At 75.2% G+C, this 17,446-nt stretch carries 10 protein-coding genes; 7 read left to right on the forward strand and 3 right to left on the reverse strand.

Annotated features, from left to right (window positions below):
* Nucleotides 1–80 precede the first annotated feature (80 nt).
* On the reverse strand, nucleotides 81–3,497 hold the full coding sequence (locus HHX40_RS03220; RefSeq protein WP_182879327.1) for an AfsR/SARP family transcriptional regulator: 3,417 nt from the start codon (nucleotides 3,495–3,497) through the stop codon (nucleotides 81–83).
* A gap of 218 nt (nucleotides 3,498–3,715) precedes the next feature.
* Between HHX40_RS03220 and HHX40_RS03225 the strand changes: the two genes are divergently transcribed.
* Nucleotides 3,716–5,080, forward strand: coding sequence for an FAD-binding oxidoreductase (locus HHX40_RS03225; RefSeq protein WP_182879328.1), 1,365 nt, complete (start codon nucleotides 3,716–3,718; stop codon nucleotides 5,078–5,080).
* Between the two features lie 37 nt (nucleotides 5,081–5,117).
* On the opposite strand, the gene HHX40_RS03230 is transcribed toward HHX40_RS03225, so the two are convergent.
* A complete protein-coding gene (locus tag HHX40_RS03230) occupies nucleotides 5,118–8,465 on the reverse strand; it encodes a BTAD domain-containing putative transcriptional regulator (RefSeq protein WP_182879329.1) in 3,348 nt (1,115 codons plus the stop codon).
* Between the two features lie 153 nt (nucleotides 8,466–8,618).
* Between HHX40_RS03230 and HHX40_RS03235 the strand changes: the two genes are divergently transcribed.
* Nucleotides 8,619–9,977: an FAD-binding oxidoreductase gene (locus tag HHX40_RS03235; RefSeq protein WP_182879330.1), complete on the forward strand. Its 1,359-nt coding sequence runs from the start codon at nucleotides 8,619–8,621 to the stop codon at nucleotides 9,975–9,977.
* A 42-nt stretch (nucleotides 9,978–10,019) separates the two neighbouring features.
* Here the strand turns inward: HHX40_RS03235 and HHX40_RS03240 are convergent, their stop codons facing one another.
* Nucleotides 10,020–10,706, reverse strand: a complete 687-nt coding sequence (locus HHX40_RS03240) for a DUF4097 family beta strand repeat-containing protein (RefSeq protein WP_182874759.1) — start codon at nucleotides 10,704–10,706, stop codon at nucleotides 10,020–10,022.
* Nucleotides 10,707–10,851: 145 nt separating this feature from the next.
* Here HHX40_RS03240 and aceB point away from each other — a divergent pair, with 145 nt between their 5' ends.
* From aceB to HHX40_RS37525, 5 genes are read left to right on the forward strand one after another with little or no spacing between them, the layout of a single operon-like run.
* Nucleotides 10,852–12,441: a malate synthase A gene (gene aceB / locus HHX40_RS03245; protein WP_182879504.1), complete on the forward strand. Its 1,590-nt coding sequence runs from the start codon at nucleotides 10,852–10,854 to the stop codon at nucleotides 12,439–12,441.
* Between the two features lie 33 nt (nucleotides 12,442–12,474).
* Nucleotides 12,475–13,926, forward strand: coding sequence for an FAD-linked oxidase C-terminal domain-containing protein (locus HHX40_RS03250; RefSeq protein ID WP_182879331.1), 1,452 nt, complete (start codon nucleotides 12,475–12,477; stop codon nucleotides 13,924–13,926).
* Nucleotides 13,926–15,353: an FAD-binding oxidoreductase gene (locus tag HHX40_RS03255; protein ID WP_182879332.1), complete on the forward strand. Its 1,428-nt coding sequence runs from the start codon at nucleotides 13,926–13,928 to the stop codon at nucleotides 15,351–15,353. Before HHX40_RS03250 ends, HHX40_RS03255 begins: the two co-directional genes overlap by 1 nt.
* On the forward strand, nucleotides 15,353–16,630 hold the full coding sequence (locus HHX40_RS03260; RefSeq protein ID WP_182879333.1) for a (Fe-S)-binding protein: 1,278 nt from the start codon (nucleotides 15,353–15,355) through the stop codon (nucleotides 16,628–16,630). Before HHX40_RS03255 ends, HHX40_RS03260 begins: the two co-directional genes overlap by 1 nt.
* Entirely contained in the window at nucleotides 16,627–17,361 is a 735-nt protein-coding gene (locus HHX40_RS37525; protein ID WP_310737926.1) for an IclR family transcriptional regulator, read from the forward strand. Before HHX40_RS03260 ends, HHX40_RS37525 begins: the two co-directional genes overlap by 4 nt.
* Nucleotides 17,362–17,446: the final 85 nt, after the last annotated feature.

Below are 17,446 nucleotides of genomic sequence, written 5' to 3' on the forward strand. Positions count from 1 at the left end.
AACAGTCGGACGCCCCGATGCCTTCCCGCACGGGCGTCTTCTGTCGATGGTGACACGAGGTCCCGGAGTGACGCACTCCCTTATGCCCGGAGCCGGTCCAGGAGTCGCGCGCTCTGCCCGGCCCAGTAGTCCAGTCCCAGGCGGACGTGGGTCTCGTGGGCCCGGCGCGCGTGGTCCAGGGCCCGTTCCCGGTCGCCCGTCGCCTCCGCCAGCAGCGCCAGCGCCTGGTGGATGGAGCCCCAGCCGGCCGTGCCACTGCCGTGCAGGGCCAGCCGGTCTCCGTACGGCGCGAGCCTTTCGTAGAGCCCCGAGGGATCGGGGACGCCGAGCTGGGCCGTGACGTACGACCAGACGACGGCGACGAACTCCCCCGACCAGTCGTCGGGGATTCCGGTGCCCCATCGGGCGACCAGGCTCGCGGCCAGCTCACGGTCGCCCACGTCGAGCGCGGCGAGCACGGCTATGGGACGCAGCGGGTCGTTGTGCGGCTGCGCCGCCGCCGTGACGATCTCGTCGAGGATCTCGGCGACCCTGCCCTGTCCCCGCCGGCAGGTGTAGAGCATGGTCGGCCGCACGTTGCCGAGGCCCCACATGCTGCTGTCGCCGAAGACCTCGCCGAGTTCACCGGCGATGCGCTCGACCTCGTCCCAGCGGCCCTCCAGGGTCAGCCGCGCCGCCTGGGCGATGCGCACCATCGCCGTCAGCTCGGCGCTCCTGACCTCCTGCAGCAGATGCTCGGCGCGGGCCAGATCGCGGTCCCACTCGGCCAGCTCGCCCGCTCTGAACAGGCACGCCATCCGGTGCACCCGGGCCACGATCTCGGCCGTGGCGGGCAGGCCGGGCACCGCGAGCATCTCCTCGGCGGCGCGGCGGCGCTCGTCCTCCCGCTCCGGCACCCAGGACGCGATCATGTAGTTGTTGAGCACCTGGAGGAGCAGGGCGGAGTCGCCCGTCCTCCGGGCGATCTCCAGGGCCTCCACCACCATCGCCTCGCCCTCCGCCCGGCGCGGCCCGTAGTTGAGCTCGATGCCGAGGGTGCCGAGCAGCGCGGCCCGGCGGGCGTCGTCCAGCGGGCCCGCCAGCAGCTTTTCGAGCAGGGCGACCGTGTGGTCGTCGACCACCCCGTACGACCGCCAGTTCCAGACGCTGAGGGTGCCGAACACCGCCACGGCCTCCACCAGGGCCTCCCGGTCGCCGGTGTCCTCCGCCAGCGCGATGGCCTCCTCCAGCACCGCCCGGGCCCGCGCGACGTCCCCGATCACCCGCAGCGACCGGCCGAGCTCGATCAGCAGGCGGCACCGCCGGGCCGGGTCGCGCCTGCCGAGGGCGAGCAGCGCCTTCTCCCACAGCTCCACCGCCTCGTCGTACGCCCGCTGCGCGGTGGCCTGTCTGGCCGCCCGGGCGGCGTAGCCGACGGCCTTGTCGGCCCCGCCGACGCGCGCCGCCATGGCGAAGTGGTGGGCGAGGACGGGCAGGCGCGCCGTCCCGTCGCCGCCGGGGAGCGTCATCGGCAGGGACTCCAGGGCCTCCGCCACGTGCAGGTGGAGCCGGGCCTTGTCGAGACGGCCGAGCCCGGCGTAGAGCGCGTCGCGCACCAGCGCGTGCGAGAAGCGGTAGTCGAAGCCGTCCGGCGCCTCGGCCAGGATGCCGACGGCGACGGCGGGCTCCAGCAGCGACATCACCTCTTCCGCGGGGGTCCGCGTCAGCGCCTCCAGCACGTCGAGGCTGACGTCGCGGCCCAGGACGGCGGCGCGGCGCAGCAGTTCCGTGGTGGGCCCGGGCAGCCGCGCGACCCTCCGCCCGATGACCTCCATGACGCCTTCCGGCACGCCCAGCGAGGCGGCGTCGAGCCGGTGCTCGCTGCCGAGCAGCCGCAGCAGCTCCCCGAGGTAGAAGGGGTTGCCGCCGGTGCGCCGGTAGAGCAGGCCGGCGAGCGCGGGGTCGGTCAGGTCGTGCCGCCGCAGGAACGCCGCGACGTCCTCGGCGGTGAACGGCCTGAGGGTGAGGCGTTCTGCGCCGGGCTCGCGGGTGAGGGCGGCGAGCGCGTCACGCAGCCGCTCGGGCTCCCTGCCCGGCTCCGGCCGTACGGTGGCCAGCACCAGCACGGGCCTGCGGTGCAGCTCGGCGGCGAGGAAGCCGAGCAGCCGCAGCGAGGCCGCGTCCGCCGCGTGGAGGTCGTCCAGCACCACCAGCGTCGGCGTGCCGGACCGCGCAAGTGCGGCCAGCACGCCCTCGTACAGCTCGAAGAGCGCGGCCTCGGGGTCGGCCGGGGCGTCGGCGCCCTCGCCCGCGAGGAGCCGCGCCGCGGCCCGGCCCCGCTCCCCCAGCTCGCGCAGCGCCTGCAGCCACGGCCAGAACGGCGGGGCGGCCTCGGCCTCCACGCAACGGCCCCAGACGACCGCGACGCCGCGTGCCTCGGCCTCCTCGGCGGCGAGCTGGGCGAGCCTGGTCTTGCCGATCCCCGCCTCACCGGTCACCAGCAGCACGCCGCCGCGGCCCCGCCGTACGCCGCCGAGCCGCTCGCCGAGACGGGCGAGCTCCTGCTCGCGGGCGATGAACGCCGACGACGCCGCCGACGACGCCGCCGGCGACACCGCGTGCGGCGGCTCGGGGGCCGGCTGGGGCGCGGGCGCGGTGAGGGCCGCCTCCCGGGGCGCGGGCGCGGTGAGGGCCGCCTCCCGGGGTGCGGGCGCGGTGAGGGCCGTCTCCGGGGGCGCGGGCGCGTCCAGGGCCGCCGACTGCTCCAGCACGGCCTGCTCAAGCCGCCGCAGCTCCGGGCCGGGCAGCAGGCCCATCTCCTCGTCGAGCAGGGCGCGCACCCGGCGCAGCGCGCCGAGCGCGTCGGTCTGCCGGCCCGACCGGTAGAGGGCGAGGACGAGCAGGCTCCACAGCCGCTCGCGGTACGGGTACGCCTCGACCAGCCGCTCCAGGTCGGCCACGCAGGACGCGCCGTCGCCCATGGCGAGCCGGGCGTCGAACCGGTCCTCGACCGCCACCGCCCGCAGCTCGCCCAGGCGCGCGATGACCGGCTGGGCGAACTCGTAGGACGCGAACTCGGCGAGCGGCTCGCCCCGCCACGTCTCCAGCGCCCGGTCGAGCAGGCCGAGCGCGGCGGCGTGCTCGCGCCGGCCGAGCGCCCTGCGGCCGTCCTCCACCCAGGAGACGAAGCGCGCGAGGTCGACCTGGATCGGCGCGACCGACAGCAGGTAGCCGGGCTCGCGGGTGAGCAGCACGGCCGGGGGCGTGCGCGGCCGGCGTCCCGGCTCCAGCGCCTTGCGCAGGTTCGAGACGTACGACTGCAGCGTCGCGGTGGCGCTGGAGGGCGGCTCGCCGGCCCACAGCTCGTCGATCAGCCGGTCGAGGGAGACGATCCTGCCGGGGTCCAGGGCGAGGACGGCGAGCACCGCCCGCTGCTTGCGCGGGCCGAGGTCGAGGACGCGGCCGTCACCGTCGATCACCTCGAAGGGGCCCAGCAGCCGGAAGGACAGCGAGTTCATGGCCACGTGCTCCGATCGCTCTCCCCTGATCGCCGGATGTAAGCGTAGAGCCGCGACAAGCCCAACCGGAACGCTCCATTTCCGCAATGTCGGGCGTGGCACTTGAGAGCGACTTGGACGGTCTTCAAGCGGCGCTCATCCCCGCCCCAATCCCCGTGTCCCACGGTGGTTCCGCATGGTGGTTCCGCCGGAGGAACCCACGACGTGGAGGGGAAGACATGAACCAGATCGAGGCGCTCGGCGCCGATCTCCGCCGGGTGGTGCGCGGGCGGGTGCTGACGCGCGGCGACGAGGGCTTCGACGGCGCCCGCCGCCCCTGGGACCTGGCCGTCGACCAGCGGGTCGCGGCGGTGGTCGAGGCGCGGGACGCCCAGGACGTCGCGGCCGTGGTCGGTTACGCGGGGCTCGCCGGGCTGCGCGTCGCCACCCAGCCGAACGGGCACGCCCCCGCCGCCTTCGACGACGCGATCCTGCTGCGTACGGGGAACCTGCGGGGGCTCACCGTACGGCCCGGGGAGCGGGTGGCGCGGGTGGAGGCCGGCGTCTCGTGGGGCGAGGTGCTCACCGCGGCCGGAGAGCACGGGCTGACGCCGCTGGCGGGCAGCACGGGGGTCGTCAGCGCCACCGGCTTCACCCTGGGCGGCGGCCTGAGCTGGTTCGGGCGCAGGTACGGCTTCGCCGCCGACGGCGTGCGCGCGTTCGAGGTCGTGGACGCCTCCGGCGAGCAGGCGACCGTCACGGCCGGCAGCGACCCGGAGCTGTTCTGGGCCCTGCGCGGCGGTGGCGGCGACTTCGCCGTGGTGACCGCGATGGAGTTCGACCTGCACCCGGCGCCCGTGCTGTACGGCGGGCGGATCCTGTGGCCGGCCAGACGGGCCGCGGAGGTGCTGGCCGCCTTCCGCGCCGTCACGGCGGAGGCGCCGGAGGAGCTGACCGTCTGGTTCCACCTGCTGCAGTTCCCGCCGCTGCCCGAGCTGCCCGAGCCGCTGCGCGGCCTGTCGGCCGTGACGGCCGACGTCACCTATCTCGGCGACCCGGACGAGGCGCGCGCCCTGCTGCGCCGGTTCGACCGGATTCCCGATCCGATCTTCGACACGCGCGGCCGGATGCCGGTGGCGAACCTCGCGGACATCTGCGCGGAGCCGACCGATCCGACGCCCGCGCTGCTGCGCTCGGAACTGCTCCACGGGCTCGACGACGCCACCGCGGCGGCGATGCTGGCCGCCGCCGGGCCCGGCACCGTCGCGCCGCTCGCCTCCGTGCAGATCCGCCACCTCGGCGGGGCGCTCGCCCGGGTGGACGAGAAGGGCGGGGCCTGCGGCCACATCGCGGAGCCGTACCTGCTGAGCGCGCTCGGCGTGCTGGCGGCGCCCGGCATGGAGGAGGCGATCCGCGAACGGCAGTCGGCGATCGCCGCGGCGGTGGCGGGGGCCGCGAGCGGCCGCAGGCCCTTCACCTTCCTCGGCCACGGCGAGCCGGCCGCGTCCGCCTTCCCCGCCGAGATCCTGGCCCGGCTGCGCGAGATCAAGCGCCGCCGCGACCCGGACGGCGTGCTCGCCGGCAACCACCCGGTCCTCGGATGACGACGGCTCAGGTGACGACGGCCCGGGTGACGACGGCTCAGGCACCCAGCTCGCCGAGGAGACGCGCGCTCCGTCCGGCCCAGTGGTCCAGGCCCAGGCGCAGATGCGTCTCGTGCGCCCGCCGCGCGTGACCCAGGGCGAGGTCGCGCCCGCCCGTGGCGTCCGCGAGTTCGGCCAGGACCAGGTGGGTGGAGCCCCATCCGGCGCCGCCCATCCCGCTCACCACGAGCCGTTCCCCGTACGGCGCGAGCCTGCGGTAGAGGGCGGCGGGATCGGGCACGCCGAGCCGGGCGGCGAGGTGGCCCCACACGACGACGAGGAACTCGGTGGTCCAGTCGTCGCGGATCTCGCCGCCCCAGCGCTCCGCCAGCCTCCGGGCGAGGGCGGTGTCGCCCGCGTCGAGGGCGGCCAGCGCGGCGACCGGGCGCAGCGGCACCATGTCGGGGTCGTGTGCCCGGGACACGAGCCGGTCCGCCACCTCCCCCGCCCGGCCCTGCTCGCGGCGGCAGGTGTAGAGGGTGATCAAGCCGGGGTAGTCGAGGCCCCACATGCTGAAATCCGCGATCAGCGAGGTGAACTCCTCCGCGAGGCGTTCGGCCGCCGCCCAGTCGCCGCGCATCGTGCGGCCGGCGGCCTCGGCGATGCGGGCCATCCCGGTCATCTCGGGCCGCCTGATCTCGTCCGCCAGCCGCGCGCAGCGGGCCAGGTCGCGGTCCCACTCCGCGAGCTCGCCGGCCCGCAGCAGGTGGGCCATGCGGAAGACCCGGGCGACGGCCTCCGCCGCCGGGTCGAGGGGCAGGGCGAGCATCTCCTCGACCGCGCGGCGGCGCTCGTCCTCCCTCTCGGTGACCCAGGCGGCGACCAGGTAGTTGTTGAGCGAGCGGGCCAGCAGGCGGGGGTCGCCGGTGCGGCGGGCCAGCCGCACGCCGTCGGCCGCCAGCCGCTCCCCCTCGGCCCTGCGCGGGGAGTAGTACAGCTCCAGGCCGAGGGTGCCCAGCAGGGTGGCGCGCTCCACGTCGCCCAGCGGCTCCCGCAGCAGGCGCTCCAGCAGGGCGACCGTCTCGCCGTCCACGACGCCGTAATGGCGCCAGTTCCACACCGACATGCCGCCGAACGCGGTGACGGCCTCGATCAGCGTCGCGCGCTCGCCGATTCCCGCGGCGAGCACGATCGCCTCCTCCAGCGCCTTCCTCCCCTCGGCGACGTCGCCGACCGCGCGCAGCGCTTCGCCGCGGCGCACCAGCAGCGCGCAGCGCCGGGCGGGGTCCCCCGGACCGAGCGCGGCGAGGGCCCTGTCCCACCAGTCCGCCGCCTCGTCGTACGCGCAGCGGGCCGCGGCCTGCCGGGCGGCCCGGACGGCGTACTCCACGGCCTTGGCGGCGCCGCCCGCCCGGGAGGCCGCCACGAAGTGGTGGGCGAGGACGGACACCTCCACGCCCGGAAGGCTCTCCAGCGCCTCCCCGGTGCGCAGGTGCAGCCGCGCCGCGCGCACCCGGCCGAGCCCCGCGTAGAGGGCGTCGCGCACGAGGGCGTGCGAGAACCGGTAGTCGAAGCCGCCGGGCACCTCGACGAGCAGGCCTGTCGCCACGGCCGGTTCGAGGCGCAGCATCACCTCCTCCGCACCCAGGCCGCAGGCGGCCTCCAGCGCGTCGAAACTCACCTCCCGGCCCAGCACGGCGGCCGCCTCCAGCAACGCGCGGGTCTCCTCCGGCAGCCGTCCGACGCGGCGGCCGATGACCTCGCGCACGCCCTCGGGAACGCCGAGGGACGCGGCGTCCAGCCGGTGCTCGCTGTCCAGCAGCCGGATCAGCTCGCGCAGGTAGAAGGGGTTGCCCCCGGTGCGCTCGTGGAGCAGCGCGGCGAGCCGCCCGCCCGGCAGGTCCCGCCCGGCGAGGTAGGCGGCGACGTCCTCCCGCGTGAACGGCGGCAGGGTGAGCCGCTCCACGCCGCGTTCGCGGGCGAGCGCGGCCAGTGTGTCGCGAAGCTGCTCGGGGTCGCCGCCGGGCTCGGGGCGGATCGTCGCCAGCACCAGCACCGGCTGCCGGTGCAGCTCCCCGGCCGCGAAGGCGAGCAGGCGCAGGGACGACGCGTCGGCCCAGTGCAGGTCGTCGAGGACGAGCAGCGCCGGACCCGCCGCCCCCAGCACGGCGGTCACGCGTTCGTGCAGCTCGAACAGTGCCCTGCCGGGGTCGCCGCCGCCCGCCGCGGCGCCCGCCGCCTCGGCCGGGGCGTCACCGGGCGGGCCTCCGGACAGGGTGGCGAGCGCGTCCGCCACGTCCGCCCGCCGGTCCTGGCCGAGGTCGCGCAGGACCCCCAGCCAGGGCCAGAACGCGGGTGCGCCGGTGTCCTCCGCGCAGCGGCCCCAGGCGACCGTCATCCCCAGGGCGGCCGCCTCGTCGGCCGCGGCCTCGGCCAGACGGGTCTTGCCGAGGCCCGCCTCCCCGGCGACCAGCAGCACGCCACCGCGCCCCCGCCGCGCCTCGGCGAGCCGGGCGGCGACGCGGCCGGTCTGTTCGCGCCGGGCGACCAGCCCGGCGTGGACGACCGGCACCGCCGCCGTCCCGGGCGGCACCGCCGTCCCCGGCTCGGCGGCCGGGGCGAGGAAGGCGGGCCCGGCGCCGCCGAGCTCGGGCGCCTGGCCGAAGACGGCCTGCTCCAGCCGGCGCAGTTCTGGGCCGGGCTCCAGGCCCAGCTCCTCGTCCAGCAGCGCCCGGACCCTGCGCAGCGCGGCGAGGGCGTCGGCCTGCCGGCCCGACCGGTAGAGGGCGAGCACGAGCAGGCCCCACAGCCGTTCCCGGTACGGGTGGTCCTTCACCAGGCGTTCGAGGTCGGGCACGCACGACGCCGCGTCGCCGAGCGCCAGCCGCGCCTCGAACCAGTCCTCCGTCACCGCGGCCCGCTGCTCCGCCAGCCGCGCGACCACCGGCTGGACGAACTCGTACGCCGTGAACTCGGCGAGCGGCTCGCCGCGCCACGTCTCCAGGGAGCGGCGCAGCAGGTCGGCCGCCTCGCCGGGCGCGCCCCTCGCCAGCATCCGGCGGCCGTCCTCGGCGAGCGCGGCGAAGCGGACCAGGTCCACCTGACCCGGCGCGATGTCCAGCAGGTAGCCCGGCTCGCGGGTGAGCAGGACCCGTGGCGGCGTGCGCGGCGCCCTGCCGGGCTCCAGCGCCCGGCGGAGCTGGGAGATGTACGCCTGCAGGGTCCCGGTGGCGCTGGCCGGCGCCTCCCCCGACCACAGTTCGTCGATGAGGCGGTCGAGCGCGACGACGCGGCCGGGTTCCAGGGCGAGCATGGCCAGCACGGCGCGCCGCTTGGGTGTGCCGACGTCGACGGCACGGCCGGACGAGTCGACGACCTCCAGCGGGCCGAACAGGCGAAAGTCCATTTTTCCCCATGAGAGCGGAGGGTCCGGTTCGTAGCGTATTGCCGGACTCGCCACCGCACGAACAGCGCGCGACTAGCCGTTCCCTAATCGCCCGCAAGCCTTCCCGGTCAGGATGTCCTCCGACTCCCCGGAACATTGAGCGGAAGGACGAGCATGTCCACCTTGGAGACCGATCTGCGGCGCGTGGTGCGCGGCCGGGTCCACGTGCCCGGCGACGAGACCTTCGAGACCGCCCGGCTGCCCTGGAACCGGGCGGTCGACCAGCGGGTCCGGGCGGTCGTGGAGATCGAGGACGCGGCCGACGCCGCCGTCGTCGTCCGGCACGCGGCGCTGGCGGGCCTGGCCGTGGCGGCCCAGCCGGGCGGGCACGGCGCCACGACCGACCTGGACGGGACGATCCTGGTGCGCACCGGCCGGCTGCGCGGTGTGGAGGTCGATCCGGAGCGCCGCGTCGCCAGGGTCGAGGCCGGCGTGCAGTGGGGCGAGCTGCTCACGGCGACGGGCAAGCACGGGCTGACCGGCCTGCCCGGAAGTTCTCCCGTGGTGAGCGTCGTGGGCTACACCCTCGGCGGCGGGCTGAGCTGGTTCGCCCGGAGGTGGGGCTGGGCCGCCGACAGCGTGCGCGCCTTCGAGACGATCGGCGCCGACGGCGTGCCCGCCCGCGTCACGGCGGACTCCGACGCCGACCTGTTCTGGGCGCTGCGCGGCGGCGGCGGCGACTTCGCGCTGGTGACCGCGGTCGAGCTGGACCTGCACCCCGCCCCCCGGCTGTACGGAGGACGGATGCTGTGGCCCGCCGACCGGGCACCCGAGCTGCTCGCCGCGTTCCGGGAGGTGACGGCCGGCGCCCCCGCGGAGCTGACCGTCTGGTTCACGATGGTGAGGTTCCCCCCGGTGCCCCAGGTCCCCGAGCCCTTGCGCGGCCTGGCCGCGGTCGCGGTGGACACCACGTTCCTCGGCGACGAGGAGGAGGGACGCGCCCTGCTCCGGCGGTTCGAGGCCGTTCCCGGCGTGCTGCTCGACAGCCGTGCCGCCATGCCGCTGGACGCACTCGGCGGCATCTGCGCCGAGCCGACGCATCCGGTGCCCGGCGCGGGCCGCGGCGAGCTGCTGACCGGTCTCGACGACGCCGTGGCGGGCGACCTGCTCGCCGCCCTCGGCGACATCGCGCCCCTGGCCTCCGTGCAGGTTCGTCACCTGGGCGGCGCGCTGCGCCGGCCGGCCCCCGCCGGCGGCGCCTGCGGGCACGTCGCCGAGCCGTACCTCCTGGGCATGATCGGACCGATCATGTCGCCCGAGGGCGGGCGGGCGGTGCACGCGCGGCTGGCGGAGATCGCCCGCTCCATGGCGCCGCACACGACCGGCCGCAAGCCGTTCACCTACCTCCACGCGGACGAGACCGCCGCCTCCGCGTTCGACGCGGAGACGCTGGCCCGCCTGCGTGAGATCAAGCGCCGCCGGGACCCGCACGGCGTCTTCCGCAGCAACAAGCCGGTGTCCGCCCAGTCGTAGCACCGGTCGCAGAGTCGGTCGCCGGGCCGGTCGCAGGGGCGGTCAGAGCTTGCGCACCTCGGCGTCGCCCGAGCCCGTCCTGACGACGATCGTGTGCGGCGCCGAGTCGTTCTCCGCGAAGTCGACCCGGCGCTCGCCGCTCCCCGTCGTCGCGTCGACGTTGTAGGCGCCGTCCGGCAGCCAGACCTTGCCGTCGCCCGAGCCCGTCACGGCGTGCACCTCGGCGGGGGCCGCCGTGAAGCGGAGCGTGACGTCGCCCGACCCGGTCTTGGCGTCAACCTCCTTCGCGGCGAGACCGCGGGCGTCGACGTCCCCGGAGCCGGTCGAGGCCTCGACCTGGCCGGTCAGGTTCCGCAGGGTCAGGTCCCCCGAGCCGGTGTCGATCTTGACGCTCAGCCCCCGCGGCACCTCCACCTTGTAGTCCACCGAGCACCGGCCGCACTTGTACTTGAGCTCGAGCGTGCCGCCGTCCACGGAGTGCCCGTCCTCGGTCTTCGGCCTGTTCCCCCACCAGTGCAGGGTCTCGGTCACGTGGATGCCGGACCTGTCGCTCTCGTTCACCACGATGTCGCCCGACCCGGTGTGCGTGTCGACGAGGGTCACCGCGTCCGCCACGTCGTAGGACTGCACGGACTGCTGCCCGCCGAAGCCCAGCGGCCCGCCACACGCCGCGACGGTCAGGCTCAGGCCCAGGGCGGCCCCCGCGACGGCCAGGGTTGTGTTCTTCATGCTCCCGATCCTCCGGCACGCGTGCGCCCTCTCCCATCGGGGAAGGCCCTAGGGCATCCCTGGTGCGGCCCTCACGTTGACCCCCGGCCGCACCCTGACGTAGCGTCGATTCCACCATTCAGAATTACTTTTCCGGAGGGTGGAAATGGTGGAAGGCGTCGAGATCACAGGGCCCCTGCTGGACCGGTTCGACGAGATCCTCACCCCCGAGGCCCTCGGCTTCGTGGCCACCCTGCAGCGCGAGTTCGACCCCCGGCGGCGAGAACTGCTCGCCGCCCGCCGGGCACGGCAGGCGGAGCTGTCCGCGGGGGGCACGCTCGACTTCCTTCCGGGGACCGCCCACGTCCGGACGTCGGAGTGGCGGGTCGCCCCGCCCGCGCCGGGGCTGGAGGACCGCAGGGTCGAGATCACCGGTCCGGTCGACCGGAAGATGACGATCAACGCGCTCAACTCGGGCGCCAAGGTCTGGCTCGCCGACTTCGAGGACGCCAACTCCCCAACCTGGGAGAACACGGTCAACGGGCAGCTCAACCTGCGCGACGCCCTCGACCGCACGATCGACTTCGAATCGGGCGGCAAGACGTACGCGCTGCGGCCGGACGAGGAGCTGGCCACGGTCGTGGTCCGCCCGCGCGGCTGGCACCTGCCGGAGAAGCACATCCTGGTGGACGGCGCCGAGATGTCCGCGTCGCTGCTCGACTTCGGGCTCTACTTCTTCCACTGCGCCGCGCGGCAGCTCGGCAAGGGCCGCGGGCCCTACTTCTACCTGCCGAAGATGGAGTCGCACCTGGAGGCCCGGCTCTGGAACGACGTGTTCGTCCGGGCCCAGGAGCTGCTCGGCGTCCCCCGGGGCACGATCCGGGCGACCGTGCTGATCGAGACGTACCCGGCGGCGTTCGAGATGGAGGAGATCCTCTACGAGCTGCGCGAGCACTCGGCGGGCCTCAACGCCGGCCGCTGGGACTACCTGTTCAGCGTCATCAAGAAGTTCCGCACCCGGGGCCGGGAGTTCCTGCTGCCCGAGCGCAACGCGGTGACGATGACCGCGCCGTTCATGCGGGCCTACACCGAACTGCTGGTGCGCACCTGCCACAGGCGCGGCGCGCACGCGATCGGCGGCATGGCGGCCTTCATCCCGTCCCGCCGCGACCCCGAGGTCAACAGGGTCGCGCTGGAGAAGGTGCGGGCCGACAAGACGCGCGAGTCGGGTGACGGCTTCGACGGCTCCTGGGTGGCCCACCCCGACCTCGTCCCGATCTGCCGCGAGGTGTTCGACGGCGTCCTCGGCGACCGGCCCAACCAGCTCGACCGGCTGCGCGAGGACGTCAACATCACCGCCGAGGACCTGCTGTCGGTGTCCAAGACCCCCGGCGAGATCACCGAGGCGGGGCTGCGCGGCAACGTGGACGTCGGCCTGCGCTACCTCGCGGCCTGGATGGGCGGCAACGGCGCCGCGGCGATCCACAACCTCATGGAGGACGCGGCGACCGCCGAGATCTCCCGGTCCCAGGTCTGGCAGTGGATCCACAACGACATCACGCTGGCCGACACGGGCGAGGTGGTGACACGCGAGCTGGTCGAGCGGATCATCGAGGAGGAGCTCGCCGGCATCGCCGCCGGACCGGGCTACGACGAGGAGCTCTACCGGCAGGCCACGGCACTGTTCAAGGAGGTCGCCCTTGACGACGACTTCGCGGAGTTCCTCACGCTTCCCGCGTACGCGCGGATGCCGTGAGGGGCGGGACGACGTGAGGGGTGGCGGGAGCCGATGTCCGTGCTCGAACGGCTGACGGCGCGGCTGACCGCCGCGCTCCCGCCGGACGCCGTCGTGACCGACCCGGTGCGGCTGCGCACCTACGAGTGCGACGGGCTCACCGTCCACCGGGCCGTCCCCGGCGTTGTCGTGCTGCCCGAGACCACCGAGCAGGTCGCGGCCGTCGTACGGCTGTGCCGCGAGCACGGCGTGCCGTTCGTCGCGCGGGGATCGGGCACGGGCCTGTCGGGCGGTGCCCTCCCCCGCACGGACGGCGTGCTGGTCGTCACCTCCCGCATGCGGCGGATCGTCGAGATCGACATCTCCGGCCGCCGGGCCGTGGTGGAGCCCGGCGTGACCAACCTGGCCATCACCGAGGCGGTCCGCGACCAGGGCTACTACTACGCCCCCGACCCCTCCAGCCAGCAGGTCTGCTCGATCGGCGGGAACGTGGCGGAGAACTCGGGCGGCGCCCACTGCCTCAAGTACGGCTTCACGGTGAACCACGTGCTCGCCGCCGAGATCGTCACGCCCGACGGGGACGTCGTGGAGTTGTCCGCCGGCGATCCCGGCTACGACCTGCTCGGCGCGTTCGTCGGCTCGGAGGGCACCCTCGGCATCGCGACGAAGATCACCGTACGGCTGTCGCGGGCGCCGGAGGCGGTCACGACCCTGCTCGCCGCCTTCACCGGCATCGAGGCCGGCGGGCACGCCGTGTCGGCGATCATCGCGGCGGGCGTGGTCCCGGCGGCGATCGAGATGATGGACGCGCTGGCGATCGAGGCGGCGGAGGCCGCCGTCCACTGCGGCTACCCGGCCGGGGCGGGAGCGGTGCTGGTGGTCGAGCTGGACGGGCCGCGCGCCGAGGTGGAGCACCAGTTCGCGGCCGTCGAACGCATCTGCCGCGACCGCGGCGCCTTCGAGATCCGGACGGCCGCCTCCGGCGAGGAGCGCGCGGCGATCTGGAAGGGCCGCAAGTCGGCGTTCGCGGCCGTCGGCCGGATCAGCCCGGCGTACATCGTGCAGGACGGGGTGGTGCCGCGGACCGCGCTGCCGCGCGTGCTCGCGGGCATCGACCGGCTGCAGGAGGAGTACGGGATCAGGGTGGCGAACGTCTTCCACGCGGGAGACGGCAACCTCCACCCCCTCGTGCTGTTCGACGACGCCGTTCCGGGTGAGCGCGAGCGCGCCGAGACCGTCAGCGGGCGCATCCTCGACCTGTGCGTCGAGCACGGCGGCTCGATCACCGGCGAGCACGGCGTGGGAGTGGACAAATCCCGGTACATGCCCCGGATGTTCACCGAGGACGACCTGGACACGATGCAGCTTCTCCGGTGCGCCTTCGACCCGGAGGGCCTGGCCAACCCCGGCAAGGTCTTCCCCACCCCCCGGCTGTGCGGGGAGGCGCCGGGGGTGCGCACGGGCGTGCACCCGCTGGTCGAGGCCGGCCTCGCGGAGCAGTTCTGATGCGCGGCGAGCGGACGCCCGACCCCCTGAACCCCCCGGAGCCGGACCCCCCGGCCGGCGCCGGCCGGGACGCCGGGGGCGCGCTCGCGGCGACCGGCGTGGCGGTGCGCGAGGCGGGTGACGGGGACGAGGTCGCGGGCGTCCGGCCGCGCTGGGTGACGCTGCCCGAGTCGGCCGAGGAGATCGCGGCCGTCCTGCGCGCCTGCGCGGCGCACGACCTGGCGGCCGTCGCGACGGGCGCCAGGACCAAGCTCCACTGGGGCGCCCCGCCGGCACGCTGCGACGTGCTCGTGGACCTGGGCCGCATGGACCGGGTGCTGGAGCACACGCCGGGCGACCTGGTCGTACGGGTCCAGGCCGGGGTGACCGCGGAGGCACTGGCGGACGCCCTCGCGGCGGAGAACCAGGAACTCGCGCTCGACGTGCCGGTGCCGGGCACCACGGTCGGCGGGCTGCTGGCGACCGGGATCGCCGGGCCGCGCGCGTTCCGCCACGGAACGGCCCGCGACCTGCTCATCGGGATCACGGTCGTGCTGGCCGACGGCACGATCGCCAGGTCCGGCGGGAAGGTCGTCAAGAACGTCGCGGGATACGACCTCGGCAAGCTGTTCACCGGCTCGTACGGCACCCTCGGCGTCATCGCGGACGCGACCTTCCGGCTGCGCCCCCTGCCCGCCGCCCGCGCCTGGGTGACGGCGTCCGTCGCGCGCCCGGTGACGGAGACCGTGGAGCCTTATGTGTACGAGGGGAGAACGTTCGACACCACCTCCACCGACGTGGCCGCCGCGCTGCGGGCGATGGTGCCGGCGATCACCGAGTCGCCGCTGGAGCCGAGCGCCGTGGAGGTCGACTGGCCCGGCGTGGACGGTCCCTGCACGGTGGCGGTCCTGCTGGAGGGCACCGCCGCGGCCGAGCGCGCCAAGGCCCTGTCCGCGCTGATGGGCGGCACGGCCGAGGTGACCGAGGAGCCGCCGCCCTGGTGGGGACGCCTGCCGGCCGGGCCACATGGCGCGGAAGCCGCGGTGTTGACCGGCGCGGCGTCCGACAGCGCGGCGTCCGGCGGTGGGGAGATCCTGCTGGAGGTGCGGAACATCCCCTCCCGGCTGGCGGGGAGCTTCGTCGGCCCCTTCTCGGCGGCCCGCGCCGCGGACGTCCGTCCGGCGGTACGCGGCTCCCTGGCCGCGCAGGTGCTCCACGTCGCCCTGCCGCCGGACACCGAGCCCGGCCTCGTCGCCGCCTTCACCGGTGAACTGCGCGCGCACATGGAGGACGAGGGCCGCGTGGTGGTGCTCTGCGCGCCGCGGGAGGCCGCGCGCCGCCTCGACCGGTGGGGACGCGTCGGCGCGCTGCCGCTGATGCGCCGGGTCAAGGAACGGTTCGACCCCGGCCGCCGGCTGTCCCCCGGCCGCTTCGTCGGAGGGATCTGATGGACCCCGAGCTGATCAGGGATTGCGTGCACTGCGGGTTCTGCCTGCCCACCTGTCCGACGTACGTGCTGTGGGGCGAGGAGATGGACTCGCCGCGCGGGCGCATCCACCTGATGGGGCAGCACACCGAGGGCACTCCGCTCACCGGCGCGATGGCCGGGCACTTCGACGCCTGCCTGGGCTGCATGGCGTGCGTCACCGCGTGCCCGTCCGGGGTGCGGTACGACCGGCTGATCGAGCAGACGAGGGCCGTGGTCGAGCGGGAGCACGAGCGCCGCCCGGACGAGCGGGCGGTCAGGGCCCTGGTGTTCGCGTTGTTCCCCTACCGGCGCAGACTGCGGGCGATGCGGCTGCCGATGCGGCTGGGCAGGCGCCTCCAGCCGTTCCTGGAGCGGGTGAACCCCTCCCTCGGCGCGATGGCCGAACTAGCCCCCGCCGTCGTCCCCCGGCCCGTACGGCTGCCGCCGCTGGTGGGGGCGAGAGGGCCGCGCAGGGCCAGGGTCGGGCTGCTCACCGGCTGCGTGCAGGGCGAGTTCTTCCCACAGGTCAACGCGGCGACGGCGCGGGTGCTCGCGCTGGAGGGCTGCGACGTGGTGATCCCGCCCCGGCAGGGCTGCTGCGGCGCGCTGTCGCTGCACTCCGGCCGCGAGGCCGAGGCGAGGCGGTTCGCCCGCCGCACGGTCGCGGTGTTCGGGCGGGCGGGTGTGGACGCGGTCGTCGTCAACGCCGCCGGCTGCGGGTCGAGCATGAAGGCCTACGCCGAGGTGCTCGCGGACGAGCCCGCCTGGGCGGCGCGTGCCGGGGCGCTGCGCATCCGCGACCTGGCGGAGTTCCTGGCCGAGCTCGGACCGGCCGCGGAGCGGCGCCCGCTGCCGGTCTCGGTCGCCTACCACGACGCCTGCCACCTGGCCCACGCCCAGGGCGTACGCGCGCAGCCGCGCGACCTGCTGCGCGCCGTGCCCGGGCTGGAGTTGCGGGAGGTCGCCGAGGCGGCGATCTGCTGCGGGTCGGCGGGCACCTACAACCTCTTCCAGCCGCGGGCGGCCAGGGAACTCGGTGACCGCAAGGCGGAGCGCGTGCTCGCGACCGGCGCGGACGTCCTGGTGTCGGCCAACCCGGGATGTTCCATGCAGATCGCCGCGGCGGTCCGCAGGGCGGGCGGCGGCGAGATCCGGGTCGCGCACACGGCCGAGGTGCTCGACGCCTCGCTGCGCGGCCTCGATCCCGGCGTGCTGGGACGATCTCCGGGAGCCGGGAAGGCGAGGACGAAGCGGTGAGCGTGCAGAGCGTCGACCGGGCGCTTGACGTCCTTGAGGCCCTGGCGGAGCAGGGCGGCCAGGCCGGCCTGTCGGAGATCGCGGCGCGGACCGGCCTGCCGTACGGGACGATCCACCGCCTGTTACAGACGCTGCTCGCCCGGGGGTACGTCCGGCAGGAGTCCGACCGGCGGTACGCCCTGGGCGGCGCGCTGGTGCGGATCGGCGGGGTGGCGGAGCGGATGCTGGCGGTCTGGGCCGAGCCCTACCTCACCCGGCTGGTAGAGCTGTCCGGGGAGACGGCCAACCTCGCCGTGCTGGAGGGGGACTTCGTCGTCTACGTGGCCCAGGTGCCCTCGCCGCGCAGGCTGCGGATGTTCGCCGAGGTCGGCCGCCGGGTGCTGCCGCACAGCACGGCCGTGGGCAAGGCGCTGCTGGCCGGGCGCGCCGACGCGGCGGCGGTGTTCCGGCGCACCGGCCTGCCCCGCCGTACGGACCGGACGATCACCGTGACGGAGGAGATGCTGGCGGAGCTCGACCGGGTCCGCGCCCGGGGGTACGCGCTGGACCTGGGCGAGGAGGAGAGCGGCGTGCACTGCATGGCCGTGCCGGTCCACGACGGCGGGCGGACCTTCGCGGCGCTGTCGGTGTCGGGCCCGGCCGAGCGCATCGACGCGATCGACCGCGAGGAACTGGCCGCGATGCTGCGCAAGGTCGCCGAGGACTTCGGCACCGCCGTCTTCCGCTCCTGACCCGACGCTCGTGACTCGGCGCTCGTGACTCGGCGCTCCTGACTCGGCGCTCGTAACTCGATGCTCGTGGCTCGACGCTCCTGAC

The sequence above is a fragment of the Microbispora sp. H10949 genome (assembly GCF_014161435.1).
Taxonomy (GTDB): domain Bacteria; phylum Actinomycetota; class Actinomycetes; order Streptosporangiales; family Streptosporangiaceae; genus Microbispora; species Microbispora triticiradicis.

What these genes read in the sequence shown, in the direction of transcription:
- HHX40_RS03220 (WP_182879327.1), bottom strand. Translation starts at nt 3,497, where the DNA reads ATGAACTCGCTGTCCTTCCGGCTGCTGGGCCCCTTCGAGGTGATCGAC.
- HHX40_RS03225 (WP_182879328.1), top strand. Translation starts at nt 3,716, where the DNA reads ATGAACCAGATCGAGGCGCTCGGCGCCGATCTCCGCCGGGTGGTGCGC.
- HHX40_RS03230 (WP_182879329.1), bottom strand. Translation starts at nt 8,465, where the DNA reads ATGGACTTTCGCCTGTTCGGCCCGCTGGAGGTCGTCGACTCGTCCGGC.
- HHX40_RS03235 (WP_182879330.1), top strand. Translation starts at nt 8,619, where the DNA reads ATGTCCACCTTGGAGACCGATCTGCGGCGCGTGGTGCGCGGCCGGGTC.
- HHX40_RS03240 (WP_182874759.1), bottom strand. Translation starts at nt 10,706, where the DNA reads ATGAAGAACACAACCCTGGCCGTCGCGGGGGCCGCCCTGGGCCTGAGC.
- aceB (WP_182879504.1), top strand. Translation starts at nt 10,852, where the DNA reads ATGGTGGAAGGCGTCGAGATCACAGGGCCCCTGCTGGACCGGTTCGAC.
- HHX40_RS03250 (WP_182879331.1), top strand. Translation starts at nt 12,475, where the DNA reads ATGTCCGTGCTCGAACGGCTGACGGCGCGGCTGACCGCCGCGCTCCCG.
- HHX40_RS03255 (WP_182879332.1), top strand. Translation starts at nt 13,926, where the DNA reads ATGCGCGGCGAGCGGACGCCCGACCCCCTGAACCCCCCGGAGCCGGAC.
- HHX40_RS03260 (WP_182879333.1), top strand. Translation starts at nt 15,353, where the DNA reads ATGGACCCCGAGCTGATCAGGGATTGCGTGCACTGCGGGTTCTGCCTG.